At 58.7% G+C, this 20,477-nt stretch carries 19 protein-coding genes; 5 read left to right on the top strand and 14 right to left on the bottom strand.

The genetic code is table 11. From position 1 onward, the window contains the following. Positions 1–22 precede the first annotated feature (22 nt). The 7 genes from HMPREF2942_RS05540 to modA all read right to left on the bottom strand — a co-directional run bounded on the left by HMPREF2942_RS05540 (position 23) and on the right by modA (position 6,234). Positions 23–1,216, bottom strand: a complete 1,194-nt coding sequence (locus tag HMPREF2942_RS05540; RefSeq protein ID WP_070688583.1) for a ThiF family adenylyltransferase — start codon at positions 1,214–1,216, stop codon at positions 23–25. A 113-nt stretch (positions 1,217–1,329) separates the two neighbouring features. Then, on the bottom strand, positions 1,330–1,836 hold the full coding sequence (locus tag HMPREF2942_RS05545) for a molybdenum cofactor biosynthesis protein MoaE (RefSeq protein ID WP_005504913.1): 507 nt from the start codon (positions 1,834–1,836) through the stop codon (positions 1,330–1,332). Then, positions 1,826–2,344 carry a MogA/MoaB family molybdenum cofactor biosynthesis protein gene (locus HMPREF2942_RS05550; RefSeq protein WP_049341111.1) on the bottom strand — a complete coding sequence of 173 codons (519 nt, stop codon included), beginning with the start codon at positions 2,342–2,344 and terminating at the stop codon, positions 1,826–1,828. Before HMPREF2942_RS05550 ends, HMPREF2942_RS05545 begins: the two co-directional genes overlap by 11 nt. A gap of 56 nt (positions 2,345–2,400) precedes the next feature. Next, the gene (moaC, locus tag HMPREF2942_RS05555) at positions 2,401–2,901 is read right to left on the bottom strand and encodes a cyclic pyranopterin monophosphate synthase MoaC (protein ID WP_049341109.1); all 501 of its coding nucleotides are present in this window, start codon (positions 2,899–2,901) and stop codon (positions 2,401–2,403) included. 106 nt (positions 2,902–3,007) lie between these two features. Then, complete coding sequence (locus HMPREF2942_RS05560) at positions 3,008–4,387, bottom strand: molybdopterin molybdotransferase MoeA (protein ID WP_070688584.1); 1,380 nt, start codon at positions 4,385–4,387, stop codon at positions 3,008–3,010. Between the two features lie 124 nt (positions 4,388–4,511). After that, on the bottom strand, positions 4,512–5,384 hold the full coding sequence (locus HMPREF2942_RS05565) for an ABC transporter permease (protein ID WP_070688585.1): 873 nt from the start codon (positions 5,382–5,384) through the stop codon (positions 4,512–4,514). 43 nt (positions 5,385–5,427) lie between these two features. Next, the gene (modA, locus tag HMPREF2942_RS05570; RefSeq protein WP_070688586.1) at positions 5,428–6,234 is read right to left on the bottom strand and encodes a molybdate ABC transporter substrate-binding protein; all 807 of its coding nucleotides are present in this window, start codon (positions 6,232–6,234) and stop codon (positions 5,428–5,430) included. Positions 6,235–6,466: 232 nt separating this feature from the next. Here modA and moaA point away from each other — a divergent pair, with 232 nt between their 5' ends. From moaA to HMPREF2942_RS05595, 5 genes are all read left to right on the top strand, one after another. Continuing rightward, positions 6,467–7,678 carry a GTP 3',8-cyclase MoaA gene (moaA, locus tag HMPREF2942_RS05575; protein ID WP_070688587.1) on the top strand — a complete coding sequence of 404 codons (1,212 nt, stop codon included), beginning with the start codon at positions 6,467–6,469 and terminating at the stop codon, positions 7,676–7,678. Between the two features lie 118 nt (positions 7,679–7,796). Beyond that, positions 7,797–8,063, top strand: a complete 267-nt coding sequence (locus tag HMPREF2942_RS05580) for a MoaD/ThiS family protein (RefSeq protein ID WP_070643103.1) — start codon at positions 7,797–7,799, stop codon at positions 8,061–8,063. Between the two features lie 14 nt (positions 8,064–8,077). Continuing rightward, positions 8,078–8,755, top strand: a complete 678-nt coding sequence (locus HMPREF2942_RS05585) for a molybdenum cofactor guanylyltransferase (protein ID WP_065424770.1) — start codon at positions 8,078–8,080, stop codon at positions 8,753–8,755. A gap of 151 nt (positions 8,756–8,906) precedes the next feature. Beyond that, positions 8,907–10,220, top strand: a complete 1,314-nt coding sequence (locus tag HMPREF2942_RS05590; RefSeq protein WP_070688588.1) for a molybdopterin molybdotransferase MoeA — start codon at positions 8,907–8,909, stop codon at positions 10,218–10,220. Between the two features lie 136 nt (positions 10,221–10,356). Next, positions 10,357–11,448 carry a LacI family DNA-binding transcriptional regulator gene (locus HMPREF2942_RS05595; protein WP_049353358.1) on the top strand — a complete coding sequence of 364 codons (1,092 nt, stop codon included), beginning with the start codon at positions 10,357–10,359 and terminating at the stop codon, positions 11,446–11,448. Between the two features lie 103 nt (positions 11,449–11,551). Here HMPREF2942_RS05595 and HMPREF2942_RS05600 read toward each other — a convergent pair whose 3' ends face one another. The 7 genes from HMPREF2942_RS05600 to HMPREF2942_RS05630 form a co-directional block, all read right to left on the bottom strand. Continuing rightward, positions 11,552–12,205: a GNAT family N-acetyltransferase gene (locus HMPREF2942_RS05600; RefSeq protein ID WP_070688589.1), complete on the bottom strand. Its 654-nt coding sequence runs from the start codon at positions 12,203–12,205 to the stop codon at positions 11,552–11,554. Positions 12,206–12,478: 273 nt separating this feature from the next. Further along, on the bottom strand, positions 12,479–14,467 hold the full coding sequence (locus HMPREF2942_RS05605; protein ID WP_070688590.1) for a PTS sucrose transporter subunit IIABC: 1,989 nt from the start codon (positions 14,465–14,467) through the stop codon (positions 12,479–12,481). A gap of 239 nt (positions 14,468–14,706) precedes the next feature. Further along, entirely contained in the window at positions 14,707–16,248 is a 1,542-nt protein-coding gene (locus tag HMPREF2942_RS05610) for a glycoside hydrolase family 32 protein (RefSeq protein WP_070688591.1), read from the bottom strand. A gap of 322 nt (positions 16,249–16,570) precedes the next feature. Then, the gene (gene rplL / locus HMPREF2942_RS05615) at positions 16,571–16,945 is read right to left on the bottom strand and encodes a 50S ribosomal protein L7/L12 (RefSeq protein WP_005504884.1); all 375 of its coding nucleotides are present in this window, start codon (positions 16,943–16,945) and stop codon (positions 16,571–16,573) included. A gap of 155 nt (positions 16,946–17,100) precedes the next feature. Continuing rightward, the gene (rplJ, locus tag HMPREF2942_RS05620; protein WP_005504882.1) at positions 17,101–17,631 is read right to left on the bottom strand and encodes a 50S ribosomal protein L10; all 531 of its coding nucleotides are present in this window, start codon (positions 17,629–17,631) and stop codon (positions 17,101–17,103) included. A 410-nt stretch (positions 17,632–18,041) separates the two neighbouring features. Further along, positions 18,042–19,169 carry an ABC transporter ATP-binding protein gene (locus tag HMPREF2942_RS05625; RefSeq protein WP_070688592.1) on the bottom strand — a complete coding sequence of 376 codons (1,128 nt, stop codon included), beginning with the start codon at positions 19,167–19,169 and terminating at the stop codon, positions 18,042–18,044. A gap of 101 nt (positions 19,170–19,270) precedes the next feature. Next, the gene (locus HMPREF2942_RS05630; protein ID WP_070688593.1) at positions 19,271–20,245 is read right to left on the bottom strand and encodes a TDT family transporter; all 975 of its coding nucleotides are present in this window, start codon (positions 20,243–20,245) and stop codon (positions 19,271–19,273) included. Positions 20,246–20,477 lie beyond the last annotated feature (232 nt).

Genomic DNA, 20,477 nt, shown 5'->3' on the forward strand with positions numbered 1-20,477 from the left:
ATTCATGCGAAATAAGGGTGTTTTAGACCGTAAGCCAGGCGGAAATTCCACCCTCAAGCATGTACACAGAACGCTCCTCCAGAGGCGCTATTTCACGAGCCGCTTCAACCGTTCGGGTGTATCCGGTGCAGTAAATAACGATTTTCTGGGCATTTGCGGGGATTTTACGCTCAATTAGGGCTTTGAGGGAGTCATTTCGAGCCGCTTCAAGCAATTCAGTGAGGGGTAGATTAATGGCACCATCAATCGCAAAGGCATTGAACTCCACCTGCTCACGGACATCCAAAAGGGCAATATTTTCACCCGATGACATCTTTTTAAGGTCCTGAGCGCTCATCGAGCGGGGCTTCGAGTCAGCAGAAGAGCTTGTAAAATCCTGAGAAATATTACGAATTGTTACATGATTTTTGGGCTTATGACTCGTTTCTTGGGGCAAAACAGCGCTTTTCTTAGGTACAGCTTGCACGCTAGCTACAAGAGGTATATATTCCCACCTTCCGCTTAATGCCGAATATAGGCCAACCTCCCCCATGAGCGGCTCCCCCCCCCCGGTCAGCAGCTTCACCGCCTCCATGGCCATCGCAGCACCCACCACGCCAGCCATAGCACCCACCACGCCAGCAGTACTACACGACGGCACGCTACCGGCAGCAGGAGCATGAGGGTACAAATCCTCATACACCGGACCGCGACCAGCCCAAAACACACTCAGCTGCGCATCAAAACCAAGAATCGCAGCCCACACATGCGCAATCCCAGCACGCGCAGCCGCCGCCGACACCACATAACGCGACTCGAAATTATCGCTACCATCCAGCACCAGGTCAGCGCCAGACAGAAGCTCATCAACATTCGCCTCCGTCAAACGCTCACGCACAGGCACAACCTCAATAAAAGGATTCAGCGAGCGCAAAGACTCTGCGGCAGACTCAGCCTTAGAATTACCCACTCTGGCGTGCGTATGAATCACCTGGCGGTGCAGATTCGAGGCATCCACGACGTCATCATCAACCACCACAATCTGACCGACCCCGGCACCCGCCAGGTACAGCAGCGCGGGAGCACCCAAACCGCCAGCACCCAGCACCACCACGCGTGCGCGTTTGAGCGCCAGCTGAGCCTCGTAGCCCATTTCGGGCAGAATCAGCTGACGAGAATAGAACGCACGCTCAGCGGCAGAGAGCTCGCCCGTGCCGGTTGAAGGCTGAGAAGACATAGGGATTCCTCGCGTCTAGTAGTAGAGGTGACTTGAGCTTTCAAGGAGAATAAGCCTGCCCGAGAGAAATCCCCCTGACAGGCTTATATAGAGATATCAGAATATTCAGAAGGCTAAGCAGGCGAAGTGTCCACACCAACCCACTCGATACTTCCATCGAGCAGTTCCTGTTCCTTCCAAATCGGCACACGAGCCTTCACCCGGTCAGCCACCAGCTCACAGGCATCAAACGCGCGGCCACGGTGAGCAGCCGCCGCCATCACGGTCAGAGCCGACTCACCAATAGCAATCGGACCCACACGATGCACAGCCCACAGACGCACACCGTCCAGCTCGGCAGCAACCTCGGCGGCAACCTCCGCAATATACTCACGAGCCTGCGGATGCGCGCTATAGGACAGCCCGCGCACCGCGCTACCGTGATCATGGTTGCGCACAATGCCGTCAAAAATTACCAGTGCACCCATAGCGTCAGTCATGACCTCAGCCTTAGCCGCCGCGTACAGCGGCTCCAGGGGCGCTTCCGTAATATCGGTGAACACCACGGTCGAGCCGCTCGGCTCAGCACCGTGCGCACCCGAATGGTCCAGGGATTCTTCGTTCTGCGGCTTAGTGGTCATGGTAGTCCTCCATCTGACGGCAAATGTGCTCAACAAGCGGGTCGAGGGTTGCCACGCCATCCTTCACGCCACCGCGCGAACCGGGCAGGGTCATCACGAAGGTGCGGTCAATGACGCCCGCCACGCCGCGTGAAAGCACCGCCGCGGGAATGTTCTTCAGACCGTTCATCCAGAAGGCATGCATAACGCCGGGAACTTCCTTGTCCAGGTGGGGGCGAACCGCCTCCACGGTCTGGTCGTCAGAGTTCAGACCGGTACCACCGCTGGTCAGGATGAAGGTCGGCAGGTTACCGTTCTTCTTACCTTCGGTCACCAGGGTGTTGAAGTACTCGACAATATCGCGGTCTTCAATGACCACGGCATCCGGGGTGTCGAAGCCGCGCGAGCGCAGCCACTCCACGGCGATGGGGCCGGACTTATCCTCGTACACGCCGCGGGCTGCGCGGGTGGAGGCGACAATAACCAGACCGGTGAGGTTCTCGGGCATGGTGTAGTCTTCGCTACTCATTGGCTTTCCTTTTCTGTATCTATCAGGTGACGGTGGGGGCGGTGCACCGCCGTAGCTTAGGATTCCTCGCGGACGGACCAGTCGCCGGACTTGCCGCCGCTCTTCTCCAGAACACGGATATCGGTAATTACGGCGTACTTATCGACTGCCTTGATCATGTCGAAAACGGTCAGTGCCGCCGAGGAGACGGCGGTGAGCGCCTCCATCTCTACGCCGGTGACGCCGCGGGTCTTCACGGAGGCCTCAATACGCACGAAGTCGGTGCCGCGCTCAAAGTCCACCGTGATCTTGCCCAGGGGCAGCGGGTGGCAGAGGGGAATGATTTCCGGGGTGCGCTTAGCGCCCATGATGCCGGCAACACGTGCAACGGGAAGAGCGTCGCCCTTGGGCAGGTCAGCGTCAAAAATCATGGCAATCACGTCTTCGCGGGTGCGCACGGTTGCTTCAGCCAGGGCGGTGCGGGTGGTAACTGACTTCTCCGTAACGTCCACCATGTGTGCCGAGCCGTCGGCGCGCACGTGAGTCAGTTCCTGGTTGGGCTGAGAGGTAGAGGTCATCGTTTCTCCTGGCTTCTGCGCGGTATTCTTCTGCCGCGAATCGTTACTTAGTGTGAGTCTCAATTATTCCTTGTCGTTCGACCAAGGAACAATGCGGGGCGGGGGCTTAGTTATCGGTGAGGCGGATGCGGTGGTAGGGTACCGCTTCTCCCCCGGTGTAGGTGGTTCCGGGCGCCAGCTCAATGAGCACGTCCGCCTGTGCGGCGCGGTGTAACAGGTGCGAGCCGGAGAGCACGTCGGGGTAGAGTTCCACCCGGTAGGTTCCGGGCTCGACCTCGACCATGCCGAGGGTTCCGCGCAGGAACTGGCGCTTGGTTGCCGGGGCGGTGATCGGGGTTTCGGTGACGAGCACGCCTCGCGGTGCGTTGTTCAGGGTTGCCTGTTCGGAGGCAACCGCATAGGGCACACCGTAGGGGCCGCCTGCACGCAGGTAGGGGCGCAGAATCAGCGCGTACGAGATGAGGGTGCTCACCGGGTTGCCGGGGAAGGAAATCATGGGCACGCGGTGACCCTTGAAAGCGAGAACGTTTACGCCCTGGGGGCCGCCGGGCTGCTGGCTGACGTGACCGAACCAGGAGATGGGCACCAGAATATCGGCTTCGTGCGCCTTGGCGATGGCGTTGCGCACCACCTCGTATTTACCGTGGCTAATACCGCCTGAGGTAATGATGATGTCCGGTTTGAAGCTCTCGTATTCTGCCGTGAGGCGGTGCAACAGCTCGATGGGATCATCACCAATAGCGATACGCCGCACCTCCGCTCCGTCTTCGCGGAGCATGGCGGTGAGCATGGGGCCGTTGGCGTCAAAAATCTGGCCCTGGCCGAGTTCCTGGGTGGTGGCGCTGCCGTCTTCTTCAACACCGGAGAGGATCTCGTCGCCACCGGTGCAGACGAGCACGCGGGGACCTGCCGCGACGGTCAAGCGGGCATAGCCCTGGGATGCGAGCGCGCCGAGCAGAGCGGGGGTGACGCGTTCACCGGCGCGTGCGAGGACCTGACCGGTGACGACGTCTTCACCGCGGCGGCGCACGAACTGCCCGGGCTTGCCGGGGGCAAGTTTGACCTTTTCGCTGGGGCGGCCGAAGGATTCGGGCAGGTCGGGGTATTCGATGCGTTCGGACTGTTCGACGGGAATAACGGCGTCGTAGCCCTTGGGCATGGGCGCGCCGGTCATGATGGGGTAGGTCAGGTCGTCGGAGGAGCGGGAACGCTGCAGGGGGCGGCCGGCGGGGATTTCGCGTCCGACGGTGAAGATGCGGTCTTCGCGTCCTGCGGCTTCAGCGGTGAGGGCGTAGCCGTCCATTTGGGAGTTGTCGAAGCTGGGTACGTCCATACGTGCGGTGACGTCTTGGGCGAGGATGCGTCCTGCCGCATGGTAGAGGGGAACCGTTTCTGCTGTGCCGATGAAGACTTCGCGTAGCAGGAGCGCCAGGTAGGCGCGGTATTCTTCGGTGCTAGGGGTTCCATTGAATTCGGGGGAAATCATGGCGGTTCCAATCGTGCGGCGGCGGTTATGACTAGTGTAGGTGTGTGTTTGTGGACTGGTAAATGCAGTTTTGCCTAAGGACCGGTGTGTGCCGGCCGGTATGTGGGGCAAGTGACGAAGCGGCTTATCGGGTGCTTTCGCGTAGTTTTTTGAGGGCACGGATCAGGCCGAGGACCCCGAAGATTCCTAAGTAGAGGCTGATGAGTATCAGGGCGCTTCCGAGGGCGCTGGGGATGTCGCTGCTGTTGATGGCTAGGTCGATGGCGAGGGGTATGGTTTGGGTTTTTCCTTGGACGTTGCCGGCGAAGGTGACGGTTGCGCCGTATTCACCAAGCGCTCGGGCGAAGGAGAGAAGGAAGGCGGTGGCGAGGCCGGGCGCGGCGAGGGGCAGGAGCACTTTGAAGGTGATTTCTGCGGGTTTAGCGCCTTCGACGAGGGCGATTTCTTCGTATTCGCGGGGAATAGCCTGCAGGGTGGTGACTGCGGTGGCAACGAAGAAGGGTAGGGCGACGAAGACCTGGGCGATAATCACCGCGTTGGGGGTGAAGGGGATGGAGATTCCTGCCTGGTAGAGGTAGGTGCCGATCATTCCCTTGCGTCCCCAGAAGAAGAGCAGCCCGAGGCCGGAAACAACCGGCGAGAGAATCACCGGGGTGTAGATGATGGCGTAGAGAACTGACCCGAATCGGTGCAGCCGCGAGCGGTTGAGCACTTTGGAGAGCACGAGCGCCAGGGGTGCACCGAGAAGCCCGCAGATGAGGGTGGAGGCGGCGGCAGTACTGAGGGAGAGGTTTGCCGCCCCGAGCACCTGCGGGGTGAAGATGCTGCCGAGCTGGTTCCAGGGGATATTGAGGAAGAGCCCGAGGAGCGGCCCGGCGATGAGGAAAACACCCAGCGACGCCGGAACCAGGAAGAGCACGGGCACGGAGGCGAAGAGGCTACTTCCGGGTGTGCGTGAGGTTCCGGCGTTGCGATGGGTAGCGGTAGTGTCTGTCATGGGTGATGAGACGCGGGTTGTTCCCTACTGTGGCGGTGTTGAATTACTGTGCGGTGTTGAAGCCGTACTCGGTGAGGATTTTCTTCGCCTCGTCGGAGTTCTTCAGCCATTCGTTGAACTTCTTCGCGGTTTCGGAGGAGGAGCCGGTCTTGCTGAGCGCTGCGGGGTATTCGTTGCGTTCCACATCGGTCAGCTCGACGGAGCCGAGGTTGACGCCCTTTTTCTTCGCGGCGGCGAGGTCGGTGGTATAGATGAAGCCCGCATCGGCGTTACCAGTGGTGACCTTGGTGGCTACGTCGGTGACCTTGCTTTCGGTGGTTGCGTTCTTGAGGGTGATGTCGTGCTTCTTCAGTTCCTGGTGGGCGATGGTGCCGCAGGGGACGTCTTCTTTGCAGACTGCGACGACGCCGTCGGTGGTCTTGAGGTCGTCGAGGCTGTTGATCTTGCCGGGGTTGCCTTCGGCGGTGACGAGCACGAGCTTGTTGGTGACCAGAACGTTGGTTTCGGAGTCGGAGAACTGGTCGAGCTTCTTTGCTTTGTCCATGTTCTTGGTGTCTGCGGTGATGAGCAGGTCGGGGGTTGCGCCCTGTTCGATCTGGTTGACGAGCTTTGCGGAGCCTTCATAGACGAAGGTGACGTCTACGCCGGGGTTGGCGGCTTCGTATGCCTTTTCGAGGTCTGCACCTGCGTTGTTCAGGGAGGCGGCGGCGAAGACTTCGACCTTGCCGGAAGCAGCCTGGCTACTCGATGCGGAGGCAGTGGACGAAGAGGAGCTCTGGGTGGCGCCGCATCCGGTGAGGGCGAGGGTTGCTGCGGCAAGCGCGCTGAGGGCTGCGAGGGGGGTCTTCATGAGGTATTTCCTTGGTTAGTTCGTACTGCTATTGAAGGTGAGGTGCGTCCATGTGCGGGCTCTGTATGACGTTCCGTGTACGTCCCTAGCTTGTACACGCGGCGTTACTTCGTCGTGGTTGTCTGCCGTGGCGCAGTTGTAACTTACCCTGCACACACTATGTACGGGGCGCCGGAACATGGAATAATCATATTGTCACCTGAAATATGCAAATTTTCCACATAGGTTTTACATGGCGTACACGGCAAATTCGGCCTCTTCTGAGCTCATTGCGGGCCCAACGTTAAGCACCTTATCTTCTGCGGAGGGTAACGGGGTTGCTTTTATTACGCCCGAAAAATCTGAGAGCGGCGTAAAGGTCGAGCGTAAGCTCCCGAATATTACAAACAGCGGTCCGCTCTTGGACCGTTGGGGTCGCGTGGCGACGGATCTGCGTATCTCTCTGACCGATAAATGTAATCTTCGTTGCATTTATTGCATGCCGGCGGATGGTTTGCAGTGGCTTCCCAAGGAGAATCTGCTCTCCGCCGAGGAGATCGCGCGCCTTGCCGATATTGCGATTACTGAGCTGGGCGTTGAGGAGATCCGCTTTACCGGTGGCGAGCCGCTGGTGCGCGCCGATTTGGTGGACATTATTTCCCGTATCCATCAGGCGCATCCGGATGTTCCGCTTGCTATTACGACGAACGGTATTGGCTTGGAGAAGCGTGCCACCGCCCTGGCGGAGGCTGGTCTGACCCGCATCAATGTTTCTCTGGATACGATTTGCCGTGAAACCTTTGCCGAGTTGACCCGCCGCGATAAGCTCGATGCCGTGCTCAAGGGTATTGACGGTGCTGCTGAGGCTGGTCTGTGGCCCATCAAAATTAATGCTGTGCTGATGCCGGGTCTGAATGATGATCAGGCTCCGGAGCTTCTGCGCTGGGCGTTGGCGGGTGGCTATCAGCTGCGTTTTATTGAGCAGATGCCGCTGGATGCCGATAACCGTTGGACCCGCGAGGGCACGATTACTGCCGCTGAGATTCGCGAGAAGCTATCGGCTGAGTACGTTCTGGGTTCGGTGGCTGAGGCACGTGGCGATTCCCCCGCTCAGCTGTGGGAGGTGTACCCGCTCGGCACTGCCCTGGATGAGGCGGGCTTCCCGGCTGACGGTACCGAGTCGCTGGGCCGTGTGGGCATTATCGCCTCGGTGACGGAGTCGTTCTGCAATGCGTGCACCCGCACCCGTCTGACGGCGGACGGCAAGATTCGCTCGTGTTTGTTCTCTGACACTGAGACTGACCTGATGCAGCTTCTGCGTTCCGGTGCTGACGATCAGCAACTGGCTCTGCGTTGGCGTGAGGGCATGTGGTTTAAGCCGCGCGCTCACGGCAAGGAAGATGCTGACTTCGATATTGAGGAGTTCGCCAAGGCGAGCCGCTCGATGAGCGCTATTGGTGGCTAAGGAAGCTACCCTATTTATTAGCCGGACATACAGCCAAATATGCCTGGGACAAGGGCTTTTGCTGGCACCTTGCACCCGTGATTTTCGACTGTCCCCTGACTTAGGATTGAGGAGCATTATGCAGGTTCATTTTTTCGCTGCCGCGCGTTCTGCGGCGGGTACCGCGCAGCTGTCGGTGCCCCTGGCTGAGCTGTCGTCTGCAACTCTTGGCGCGCTGATTGAGCATCTGGGTCAGAGTTTGGAGGGTACGACCCCTTCAGGCCTGACTCTTGCGCAGGTCATGGAGCAGTGCTCGTTCCTGGTCAATGGTGCCCGTTCTGATGCGCAGGCTCCGTTGCAGGATGCCGATCGTGTGGACGTTCTGCCTCCCTTTGCGGGTGGATAATGCGGGCGGATAAGATGCCCGGTTCTGAGCTTGCCGCCGAGGGTGATTTTTCGTGCGCCGCGGTCATTGTTGCCGGAGGCGCTTCTCGCCGCCTGAACCACGTGCCGAAGGCGTCCCTGTCTGATGGCACGAATACCCTGCTGGGTTGTGCCCTGGAGGCGGTGGACGCCGCGTCCCCGCGCGTGGTGGTGGGTCCTGAGAGCTTGCCGTTGCCGTCCGGTGTGTTGCGCACTCGTGAGGATCCACCGTTTTCGGGTCCTGCCGCTGCGATTCATGCCGGGTTGGAGTGTATTGCGGCGGATTGCGAGCGATCGCAGGTGCCTCTGCCTGAATGGTGTCTGATTTTGGGTGTGGATACTCCGCGTATTGCCCCGGCGGTTCAGCTGTTGATTGCCGCCGCGCGGGTTGCCGAGCAGGCTTCTGTAGGGCAGTCAGCCCCCGCTGCTTCTGAAGCATCTGCAGGTTTTTGGGGTGTCGCTGAGGGCATCTATCAGCCGCTGGTGGGTATTTACCGTTTTGAGGCGATCCGTTCGGTCTTTTCGACCGGCACGACTGACGCTTCTGTTCGTTCTTTTTTGCGCCGTTTGAACCCCGCGGCGGTGGAGATGTCTGCCGCTGATACCGCCGATGTTGATACGTGGGAGCAGGCGCAGGCTCTTGGCTATACGACTTCGCTCTGGTCGAGTTATTAGCACGAGTTATTAGCATCTGAGGCGCCCAGAAGCGCTAGTTGCCAAGCTACGAGTAACCTAGGTAGTAGGTTAGGGCTCTGGGCACCGCATTCGGTAGTATTTTTGAGCTCGCGCGCTGTTGCGCGTCCCGCACACACTTTTACGAGGTACGATGTCTCACCATATTCCTTCTGTTTCGTGGCAGCAGGCCCGCCAGATTCTGCATGAGCAGGGCCTGGACATTGCGCATCATGTGAAGACGGAGTCTTTGCCGCTGTTGGCGACGATTGGCCACTATTTGGCGGATGATATTTATTCGATGATGCCGGTGCCCCACTATAGCTCTTCCGCGATGGACGGTTACGCTGTGGCGGGTGCGCCTCCGTGGCGTCTGGTAACGCCGGCGTATCCGGAGGATTCTCGCGCGAATATTCACCGTCTGACGGTGCCGATTGTTCCGGGTGAGGCGACCCCGATTCTGACGGGCGGTTTAATCCCGGAGGGTGCCGAGGCGATTGTGCGTGAGGAGCATTCCCGCCTGTATGAGGGTGCGGAGGGTTCTTCGCGTCCGGGCATGGGTTCCCATTTGGAGACTCAGGCGAGCATTCATTACTTGGATATGGCGGAAGGTTTTGAGCCTCCGGCACCGGGTGCTGATATTCGCCATGCTGGTGCTGAGCTGGAGCGTGGCGAGCTGTTGGCGCGCCACGGTGACCGTGTGTCTGCTCGTATGGCTGCGTTTTTGGGCACGAATGGTTTTGATGAGTTGCCGGTGTATGCTCCGATTCCGGTGCGTTGCGCGTTTACGGGTAATGAGGTCATTACGTTTGGTGTGCCTGCGCCGGGTCAGGTGCGTGATGCGTTTGGCGGCTTTATGGAGCATGCGATTATTTCTGCGGGCTGCGAGGCGCGCCCTTCAATTCGTCTGGCGGATGTTGAGTCCGAGTTCCGCACATTCTTGTCTACGTCGACGGCTCGTGTGCTGGTGTTTACGGGCGGGTCAAGCACCTCGGGTGTTGATTTGGTGCGTAAAGTGCTCAACGATATGGGCGCAACCTATCTGTTTGAGTCGGTGGATGTGCGTCCGGGTCATCCTGCGTTGGCTGCGCGTTTGCCGGTTCCGGAGACGGGCCCGAATTCGGGTCGTGAGCGTTTTGTGTTGGGTCTTCCGGGTAATCCTTTGGCTGCGTACACGGCTTTGTATTCGTATTTGCCGCCGCTTTTGGCTGGTATGAGGGATATGCCTCTTCCTGAGCTGGATTCAGCGGTTCTGGGTGATCCGGTGGATACTTTGCGTAAGCCGGCGGGGGCTCGTCTGCTTCCGGTGTCGGTGCGTGATGGCGTGGCGTATCCTCTGCCGAAGTCGGCGTCGCATATGTTGTCCTCGTTGGCGGCGGCTACTCACTGCGCGGTGTTGGATGATTCTTCGGTGCGGGGTTCTGCCCATGAGGTGGGGGCTCGCGTTCCGATTATTCCGGTGCTGTAGACCGGTACGATAAATCGGTGCGTTTGACAGCACAGGGGAAAAGCGTTTTTTCTGGTTTTTGAGGCCACGTTAGCCCCCGTGAAGAAGGTATAGTAGAGAGATATGTCAATCGTTTAGCATAACGAAGGGAGCCCCCATGGCAAAGCCCAAACTCAGCGACGTTGCAGCCCTAGCGGGCGTCTCCCCGACCACAGTCTCCCGCGTACTCAATAACCGCGGCTACCTGAGCGAAAATACCCGCACCAAGGTCCACGACGCGATGCGGGAACTCGGCTATCGACCCAATGCCATCGCCCGCAGCCTGCAGGGTCAGCGCTCGCAGATGGTGGGCCTCATCTTCCCCACGGTTGCGAACCCCTTCTACGGGGAGATGGTGTACCGCCTCGAAAGCTACCTTGCCGAAGAGGGCTACCGGGTCATTCTCTGCAATAGCGACGATCATCCCGAGCAAGAGAAGCGCTACCTGGAGATGCTCTTCTCCAATCAGGTGGACGGCATCATCAGTGGCGCCCACTCAGACGCGCTGGTTAACATTCCGCATGCACAGGCTCCCCTGGTGACCGTAGACCGTCTCGAAAGCGGTTTCTACCCGAATATTCGCTCCGATAACTACGGAGGTGCCCGCGCCGCCACGGAGCACCTCATCGCCACGGGTGCGCAGAATATTGTGCACGTAACTTCTACCCTGGGTGAGCACAATGAGCGTCAGCGAGGCTACCGTGAGGCAATGCTTGAGGCGGGGCTCATACCGGAGTTCGTGGAGCTGGGCTTCCGCCCTTCGCTGGGCATTAAGCGTGAGGTGCTCTACCGCTACCTGGATGAGCGTGCCGATAGCCCCGAGCCGGTGGACGCGGTCTTCGCCTCCAACGATAATTACGCCGCACTCACCCTGGGCTGGGCGCGTGCTCGAGGCATCCGTGTTCCTGAGGATTTCCAGGTGATTGGCTATGACGGCACGCAGAGCGTTCAGTTGCTCATGCCGGAACTGGCGACCGTGGTTCAGCCGATTGAGGGTATAGCGAAGCGTACCGCGCAGCGCCTGCTGGAGTTGATTGAGATGCAGCAGGGAGAATCTACTGAGGAAGATGCTCCCCCAAACAGCCAGCCCCCGATAAGCCAGCCTGAGGATGTACTCCCCGTTGAGCTCCATCTGGGGGCTACGGTGCGTTCCATCCCAGATCTGGATCAGATTCAGCCTGATATGTCTGCCCCGGATGAGCTCCAATAAGAATCTCGTCTTCTGAGAATAAAAATCCGCCCCACCGTGCGAGTGCTCACGGTGGGGCGGATTTTGTATATACATTTATCGGTTTTGTGAGCGTCCGGAAGTTTTAGGAGTTGCGCTGCACAATCTCGGTCGGGCCGGTTCCGGGGTAGACCATGCCAACGGCGTGCGCCTTGGAGAAGATACCGTGGAGCGGGCCGAGGGAGAAGAATCCGCGGCGCTCGTAGAGGCGTGCACTGTCGTAGGTCGAGGCTTCGAGGTAGGCGGGGTAGTCGCCGATGCGTTCGGTGCCGTAGTCGAGTAGCTTCGAGCCGATGCCGCGACCGCGGAATTCTTCGAGCACACCGATGTTGAAGAGGTACCAATGCTTGTAGGCGGGGCGGTACTTGAGGAGATGCAGCTCCATCGTGATGGCTCGTAGCAGGGTTTTACAGCCGAGAGCCTTGTAGTAGGCGCCTATCTGCTTGAGTTCGTTGAGGAAGGATCCTTCCTGGGATTCGGGGGTGCTCCAGAGGCAGACGCCGACAATTTTGCCGGTGGATTCGTCGATGCCAATGTCGATGCGTCCACGGTCCCGGAAGTTGCCATAGACCTGCAGGGTCATAATGGCGCGGAGCTTGGCAAGTTCCTGTCGGCGGCTACCACCTGCAATGACTGCCATCATGGCGGGGTCACCGTCGAATGCGGCAATCAGCACTTCGAGCGCGTCAGCATATTCATGAGGCTCGGCGGTGCGGACAGTATAGGAAGCTAAGGTCATATTCACCCTTTACAAAAGCTTGAAAGTATACATAAATATTAGCTGGATTATTCACTCCTGGCTAATAAATTGTTCCTTATCAAGACATTTTTCATGGCCATGCACCAATGTGTGCCAGCTTATATTGCACCAATATGCATAATTTTAGTGAATATTTATTCGCATACTTTTTGCACGCTTTTGCAGGAAAAATTGAACACCCCGCACCAGCTCTAGGAAGAGCGGTACGGGGTGTACATCACGTTGAGGTTATCTACTCATTAAGAGTGCAGACTATGCGTTAGCCTTTGCCTTCAGTGCAACCTTCAGGAGCGAATCCGCGTTGGTCACAGAAGCGCCCGAAGCCTGGACATCTTCAACCGAAGCAGCTGCCTTCTTGGAGTTGGTGATCACCATGGGAGTTGCCAGCGGGTAGCCAGCAGCCTTAATCGCGGGAATATCGAACTCAGCGATCACGTCGCCGCGCTTGACGGTGTCACCCTTAGCAACCTTGGGCTCGAAGTGCTTGCCGTCGAGCTCAACAGTGTCCATGCCGATGTGCATCAGCAAATCCAGACCGTCCTCGGTTCGCAGACCGTAGGCGTGGCCGGTGGGGAATGCGACGGTAATCTTGCCGTCAGCCGGTGCGTAGAGCTTACCTTCGGTGGGCTCCACAGCAGTGCCTGCACCCAGTGCGCCGGAGGAGAAGGTGGGGTCCTTGACGTCAGCCAGCAGAACCACGGAACCGACCATGTGGGAGCCGATTTCGACGCTCTCGCCAACCTCAGCTGCTACGGCAGTAGAGGGGGCTGCGGCAGCTGCTACGGGAGTTGCAGCAGCGGGTGCCTCAGCTTCCTCAGTGTTGCCAGCTTCGACCTTCTTACCCCAGATGAAGGAGGCAACGAAGGCGATGACGGTGGTCAGGACGAGGCAGCCCAAGAAGCCCGGGATACCTGCACCAACGGTTGCTTCAATCGAGGGGAAGCCAAGGTAACCAGCAGCGCCCAGCTTACCCGCCTTAATTCCAAGAATAGAGGTAACCATCGAACCAATACCCGCGGAAACGATTGCAATGTAGAAGGGCCAGCGCAGAGCCAGGTTGACACCGAACATTGCGGGCTCGGTAATGCCCAGGAACGCGGAGGGTGCGGCTGCAGAAGCAATACCCTTAATCTTCTTGTTCTTGGTGGTCAGCGCGACACCGGCTGCGGCACCGCCCTGAGCCACGTTAGACATGGAGGCAACGACGAAGATGAAGGAACCACCGGTAGCCCACAGGCTCATCTCGATGGGCGGGAATGCCTGGTGCATACCGGTCATCACGATGAATGCGTAGAAGGTACCGAAGAGCAGACCGCCGAGCGGGCCGGCAACGGTGTAGAGCCAGTTGATGCTTTCACCCAGCCAGGTGCCCAGCTGGAACATCGGGGGTCCGACCAACAGGAAGGTCAGGAAGCCGGTGATCAGGATGGTGAGGGTCGGGGTGAAGATGAAGTCGATGGTTCCCTTGAGGACCTTGTGGAAGAACTTCTCGACGTGGGACAGGATAAATGCGACCAGCATGATGGGCAGCACGGTACCCTGGTAGCCCGCCTGCTGAACCTGCAGACCGAAGAGGTTCCAGTACTTCATCGGGTCGGTGCCTTCAGCACCTGCCAGGGATGCTGCGACGTTGTAGCCATTCATCAGGGCCGGGGATACCATTGCGGCACCCATGGTCATACCCAGGTAGGGGTTACCGCCGAAGACCTTGGTGGCGGAGAAGCCGACCAGCACGGGCAGGAAGGCGAAGGGAGCTGCGGAGAGCAGGTTGACGATATCCGCGAAGTCAGCCCATTCAGGGAAAAGTTCAATAACTGCCTGGGGGCCAAAAATACCCTTAGAGGTCAGGAGGCTATTGAGCGCCATCAGCATACCGCCACCGACCAGCACCGGGATGAGCGGCACGAAGATGTCAGCAATGGTCTTGATGAAGCGGGAGACAATGTTGCCCTGCTTGGAAGCAATTTCCTTGAGCTCGTCCTTGGATGCCTCGGGTGCGCCAGCAGCGATGAGATGCTTGTGAACCTCGTTGACGTCGCCGGGGCCGACGATAATCTGGAACTGGCCAGCGTTAAGGAAGCTGCCCTTGAGGTCTTCGTCGTTGTCGATTGCCGTCTGGTCGACCTTGTCCTGGTTCTTCAGGACGAGGCGAAGGCGGGTTGCGCAGTGTGCGGCTGCAACGATATTGCCGGCGCCCCCGACGTCCTTCAGCACGCGCTGTGCCACTGACTTGTGGTCCACGCTCGCTCTCCTTTGTTTGGAGCACCACCGTATGATGCTTTGTGAATGAGGTGAGATATGTCTGTGTGTGCATGTCATGCATATGTCATACGTTTGACATATCGGATGTAAAACATGGTATCACGGGAAAGTTCTTAAAAGCGAGGGCCCACCCTCCACACGGAAAGTGAGCCCTCAGACATATTCAGAAATTACCGGAAACCACCCGTGCGGGCGGCTCCTAACGCTTAGAAAACGGCTTAGAGACGGCCATACTCCAGGGACAGCACCTCGCCACCGGTCAGGCGGACGCGGCGTTTATCGCCCTTGAAGAAGGTGCGAGCGGTCATGACCTCAGCGCCCATGGATGCGACCAGCTTGCCACCCACGTACAGTTCGGTAGCCGAGCCATCCACCAGCAGATCAAACTCGCGAATCTTCGAACGCTTCAGGGTACGGCGGCGCAGGCTACCACCCTCGGTGTAGCGGGTACCGCCACGGTCCATCTGCACAAAGTCCTTATCCAGCACAATGCTCAGAGCCACGCCGTGAGTGTCCTTAATCTTCAGCTTCACGCGCTCATCAGAGACGTTCACGCGGCCACGCAGACGGAAGGTCAGGGCGTTCTTCAGCTCCACGAGCTTGCCCTTCTCCTCCTCACGGTACAGAGGCTTCATCTCCATCGCGTCATTCAGCTGCGGAACCGGACGCTGGAAAATCTTGCCGTTACGCAGGTGCAACTCACGCGGGTAGGTGAACATGTGCACCCAGCGGTGACTCCACGAGGGCAGGTCGTCCTGGGCTGCGTTACCCAGCCACGCAATCATCACCGGGGCATCGCCGCTCACGGTGTGGGGTGCCTTCGGGTCAGCAGTCAGGCCGGTACCGGAAATGGTCTGCGGAGCGTAGAACTCGAAACCTGCATCCAGCTCGGTGAAGGGGGTCTCCACGGTGAACTTGAGGGTCTCGTTATCCAGCGAACCAACAATGTAGCCGCTCTGGAAAATGTTGTTGTACTTCTCGCCGAGGGGCTCCATGCCCTGCGGGCTGAAAATCAGCACGTCGCGGATTTCGCCGGTCAGCTCATCGCGCATGCTCAGCAGGGAGGGGCACTCGTACATGTAGGTGCCCTTGAGGGTCTTGTCCTTGATGCCCAGCTCGCCGCGGAAGGTCCACTCGCGGCGATCCTTGGAGGTGTACACGACCACGGCGCCGGTCAGGTCCTCACGCTGAGCACCAACAACCATCCACCATTCGCCGTTACGCTCAAAAACGTGCGGATCGCGGTAGTGTGCAGTGTAGCCCTTTGCGGGGCCGGAAATCAGCGGGGGCAGCTGACGGGTCGGCTTCGCGTCCTCACCAGCGGTTGCGAGAATCTGGTAGGTTTCGCGGTTGCCCTTTTCGTCCTTCACGTTACCGGTGTAGAAGAACTCAAAACCGCCGGGAACCTTAATACCGGAGCCGGAGTAGCAGCCGTGCGAGTCGTAGCGGCTATCGGGAACCAGCGCGGTACCCTCATCGGTCCAGTGGGTCAGGTCCTCACTGACCGCATGGCGCCAGTAGACCATACGCTCCGGGTGCAGGGGCGAGTACTGGTAGAAGGCGTGATAACGCTTACCATCGAAGACCAGGCCGTTCGGGTCATTCAGACGGCCCACGGGAGGCGCCAGGTGTAGAGCCGGGTAATCGCGGTCTTCACGAACACCGGCACCGAAAGCGTCCAGGACCTGCTGTGCTTCAGCCGCCAAGTCGCGGGCGGGTCGCTCGGTTGCGCTCTTCTTCTTTTTCTTCTGCTCGCTCATGTCTATCCGCTTTCGTGCAAAGGAATGTCTGGGTTGTCTCATCCCATCATACGGCACCTCTGCCCCGTTGCCGGGCTCTAGGAGAGAGGCACCACAGTGCTCTCAGCCTCTCTCACCCGGGGCACAGTGCGGTCACAGCGACTTCTGCAGGTGAGCGCGGTCAGATGGGACAGCGCCACCGTTTGCTACAGGAGAAAAGGCGAACACGGCAAAGCCCCGAACCTCCCCAGTCTTCATACCGGGCGGGTTCGGGGCTGTTAAATGCCGCGAGGCGGCACATCCGATGGATGCACCGCCCGCGTAAGAATCGAGAAGAAGTCGATTACTTGAGGGTGATGGTTGCGCCAGCAGCCTCGAGCTGCTCCTTAGCCTTCTCAGCGTCTTCCTTGGAAACGCCCTCGAGCAGAGCCTTGGGAGCGCTGTCAACCAGGTCCTTTGCTTCCTTCAGGCCGAGGGAGGTCAGGGCACGAACTTCCTTGATCACTGCGATCTTCTTGTCGCCAGCGGACTCCAGGATAACGTCGAACTCGGACTTCTCTTCAGCAGCCTCGCCTGCTGCGCCGCCTGCTACAACTGCAACGGGAGCAGCTGCGGTGACGTCGAACTCTTCCTCGAATGCCTTGACGAACTCGGAAACCTCAACGAGGGACAGTTCCTTGAATGCTGCAATGAGTTCTTCGATGGACAGCTTAGCCATTGTTTGGCTCCTTCACTATCTGGTGCGGACTGACGCCCGCGGTGTAAATCTTCAGTACCTACCCGAAAGGGTCGGTCAAATTTAGGGTGCGTTACACGCTATTCGCGTTCACGCTGCTGAGTATCTCAGCGCTGGTGCAGTAGCACGAAAGGGGCTTATGCCTCTTCCGAAGCCTCCTCGGCAGCAGCGGGAGCTGCGCCTTCCTGCTCCTCCAGCTTGACGCGCAGTGCGTCCACAACCTGTGCGATGCGTGCGATGGTAGCCTTTGCACCACCTGCAACCTTGGACAGCAGAACCTCGCGGGATTCCAGGTCAGCGTAGCGCTTGACGTCGTCCTCGGTCAGAGCGGCACCTTCGTAGTAACCGTTCTTCACAATCAGCTGGGGGTTAGCCTTGGCAAAGTCACGCAGGCCCTTAGCAGCATCGATCAGGTCGCCCTTGATGAATGCCAGTGCGGAGGGACCCTGGAGGTGGCCTTCGAATGCGTCGATGCCAGCTTCCTTAGCTGCGATAGCAGCCAGCGTGTTCTTCACCACGGCGTATTCGGTCTCTGCACCGAGTGCGCGGCGCAGCTCCTTGAGCTGTGCAACAGTGAGACCGCGGTATTCGGTCAGGATGACTGCGTTCGAAGCTTCGAAGAGTTCCTTCAGCTCGGATACTGCAGCGATCTTTTCCTGAGTCGCCATGGTAGTTCCTTCTTCCGATTCTTGTAAGGTCGCCGGTAGAGCCTCGAAGCATTTATTGCAAGCAATAAAAAATGCCCCGACGCGTAGGCGTACGAGGCACGATAGACGGAACCCTGCATGAGGGCGACGGCTATTCACTTCGAGTTACCTACGCGGGCGGCGATTTCTAGTGAAATCTGCTCTTATCAGAACTCTGTTCTTCGTCTCCATCGAGGTGGCGATAAAGGACATAGTTCTAGACCGGCGGTCTTTGGTTCATTCATCATCTCAGGTTAAAGCCCGAGTCGCAAGTTAAAACAAGAAATTAATGAGATTAAGCGGGGTTAATCACTTAAAGCCCCTCCTTAAGCCGATTAACCCGCACTTTCTCCCACCTAAAAGGCCCGGCTGAAAGACCCAGAAACCGTGTTCTAGAGGTAAAAACGCTTTCCATCCGAGAATAAGAAGCAACGCTCCGCCGCCACACCCAGGTGCATCTGCTCCCCAACACTTAGGGAGGAGCCGCCCTGCGCATCCGAGATAAAGAACTCAAGCTCCTGACCGGCACGCACTCGGGCACACATTCGGGCACTCAGCTCAGAATCCGCCGAAGCCCGCCGAGATTCCAGAGGCAGGGACACAGCTTCCACCAGACGCGCACGGTACAGCATGCCACCCACCAGATGGCGGCTGCCGAGCACCTGCACCGGCAGAGCATGAGCAGCGTCTGCCGCCACAGGGCACAGAGCGGTCGCACGAATCGCCAGCTCACACCCAGCAGGAAGAAACTCCGAATCCTCAAGAGCCAAAAGGTTCAGCGCGGGCGCCGCCAAAAGCTTCGCCACCTGCAGAGTATGCGGATGCGCCAGCAGCCGCTCCGGAGTGTCCACCTGCACCAGGTAGCCAGCATCCATCACCGCCACCCGCTGCCCCAGCATGAGCGCCTCATTCTGATCATGGGTCACGTACAGGCCCGTAAAACCGTAACGCTCATGCAGGCGCACAATATCGGCGCGGATACTCGCGCTCATCTGCTCATCCACACTCGCCAGCGGCTCATCAAAAAGAACCACCGGAGCACGACGAATCAAAGCACGCGCAATACCCACACGCTGAGCCTGACCGCCCGACAATTGCGAAGGCTTGCGGGACTCCAGCCCCTCAAGCTTCAAAGCCTCCAGCAGCTCACGGTAGTAGTCCATATCAACCCGACCGGCGAACGCACCCAGCCGGGTCGGGAAGAGAATATTATCCTTCACACTCAGGTGCGGGTACAGAATAGGGCGCTGAAAAACCACACCCACCGAGCCGCGTTCCAGAGGCTGACCGGCGTAGGTCACCCGACCGGCGCTCGGCTCCTCCAGGCCGGCAATAATACGCAGCAGGGTCGACTTACCCGTACCCGAAGAACCAACCAGAGAAATCAACTCGCCAGGGTGTACATCCAGGTCAATCTCATTCAGAACCGTCGTATCAGTGCCAAAGGTCTTAGCCACACCTCGAATACGCAGGCCTTCAAAAGGCTCCGCCGCGGCAGAAGAGTAGGATGCAGAAGTCATTCCCCCATTATCGCCGAAACTTGTGCCCGGCACGGGTGCAGAAGATAAGCACCGTCATAAAACAGCATGCGAGCCTCGCACCAGAGTCTCATATGAGCACCCTAGCTCGGTCGTACCAGCAAACGCCCCTTCAACGCCAGATGCAGCGTGCCCACCCACAGGAAGATGAGGAAAGCCGTACCCGCCACCGTTAGCGCAGGACCCACCAACCCCAGCGAACCAGCAGCCGTCAAGCGAATACCGCTCGCCGCCATGGAAGCCATACCGAACGAGAAACCCCACATGCTCATCGAGAAACCACCCTCAAGAGTCCAGGGGAGCAAACGCATCAAGAAGAACAGCTGCAGAATGCCATAACCGGTCAGCACCAAAAAGAACCAGTCTACCGTGCCGCCATTAGCCGCCAGGTACGCGTTACCACCCACAAAAGGCGGCGCCATCTGAATACCAATAATGCCGCGCTCCCCCTGAGGTAGCGGAGTCAAGGTGCGCAGGCGGCTCAGAATCGCGGCCTCGACACTGAACCACGAAATCAGGCCCGCACCGAAGAAGAGCATCGCCATATCGTGCCACCCTACAAAGCCCATCGCCGTAGCGGTCGCAAAATTCGTCGCCACAGTCGGCAGATACAGCACCGGCGAGGCAGCCTCAGGCACATACCCACCACGCCACGTACCGGCAATACGATGAGACGCGAAATACAACTGACCCACAGCTCCCAGCACCACCAGAGTCAGAGCCGGAACCTCAGCATACGGGTAGAGAGCCGCACCCACCTGCGCCGTCGTCGCCGGAATTAGCGAAAAGAAGCAGGTACGCGCCGGATGCTCCCAAAAACTACGCACCCACGCACGGTACTTCACCACCGAATGAACCAAAAACCCCACAAGGAGCAGCCACACCACAGCGTTAAAAGCCAGGATGCTCTCCCCCACCCAATCAGGTGCCATTCCCTTCGACGCAGCGGTACGCCAGGCAGCACCCAAAGCACCGGTGCCCAGCGCCACCGCAAAATAATTGACCGGCACGCTGAGACCGCGACGGGCGCTCTGCTCGCTCTGAAGGGAAGAAGGCATTAGGTTTTACCTCTCATAGTTGTAGGGCAGGATGGGGCACGCAGCCCCAATATGTGTTTCGACGGTACCGGAGCATGGGCAACGCCATAGGAACCAGGGACCAGAAAATCATTCTATGTTTTTAAGCCTATACAAGCTGGAAGTCCGTGACGTACTTTAACCGATTCCGGTCACGCAATGTCTTGAATCTTCACGCTGTGTTTTGAATCTTCGCACAGACAAAATCATGCAC

It is taken from the genome of Rothia sp. HMSC071C12 (assembly GCF_001813895.1).
GTDB classification, from domain to species: Bacteria; Actinomycetota; Actinomycetes; order Actinomycetales; family Micrococcaceae; genus Rothia; species Rothia mucilaginosa.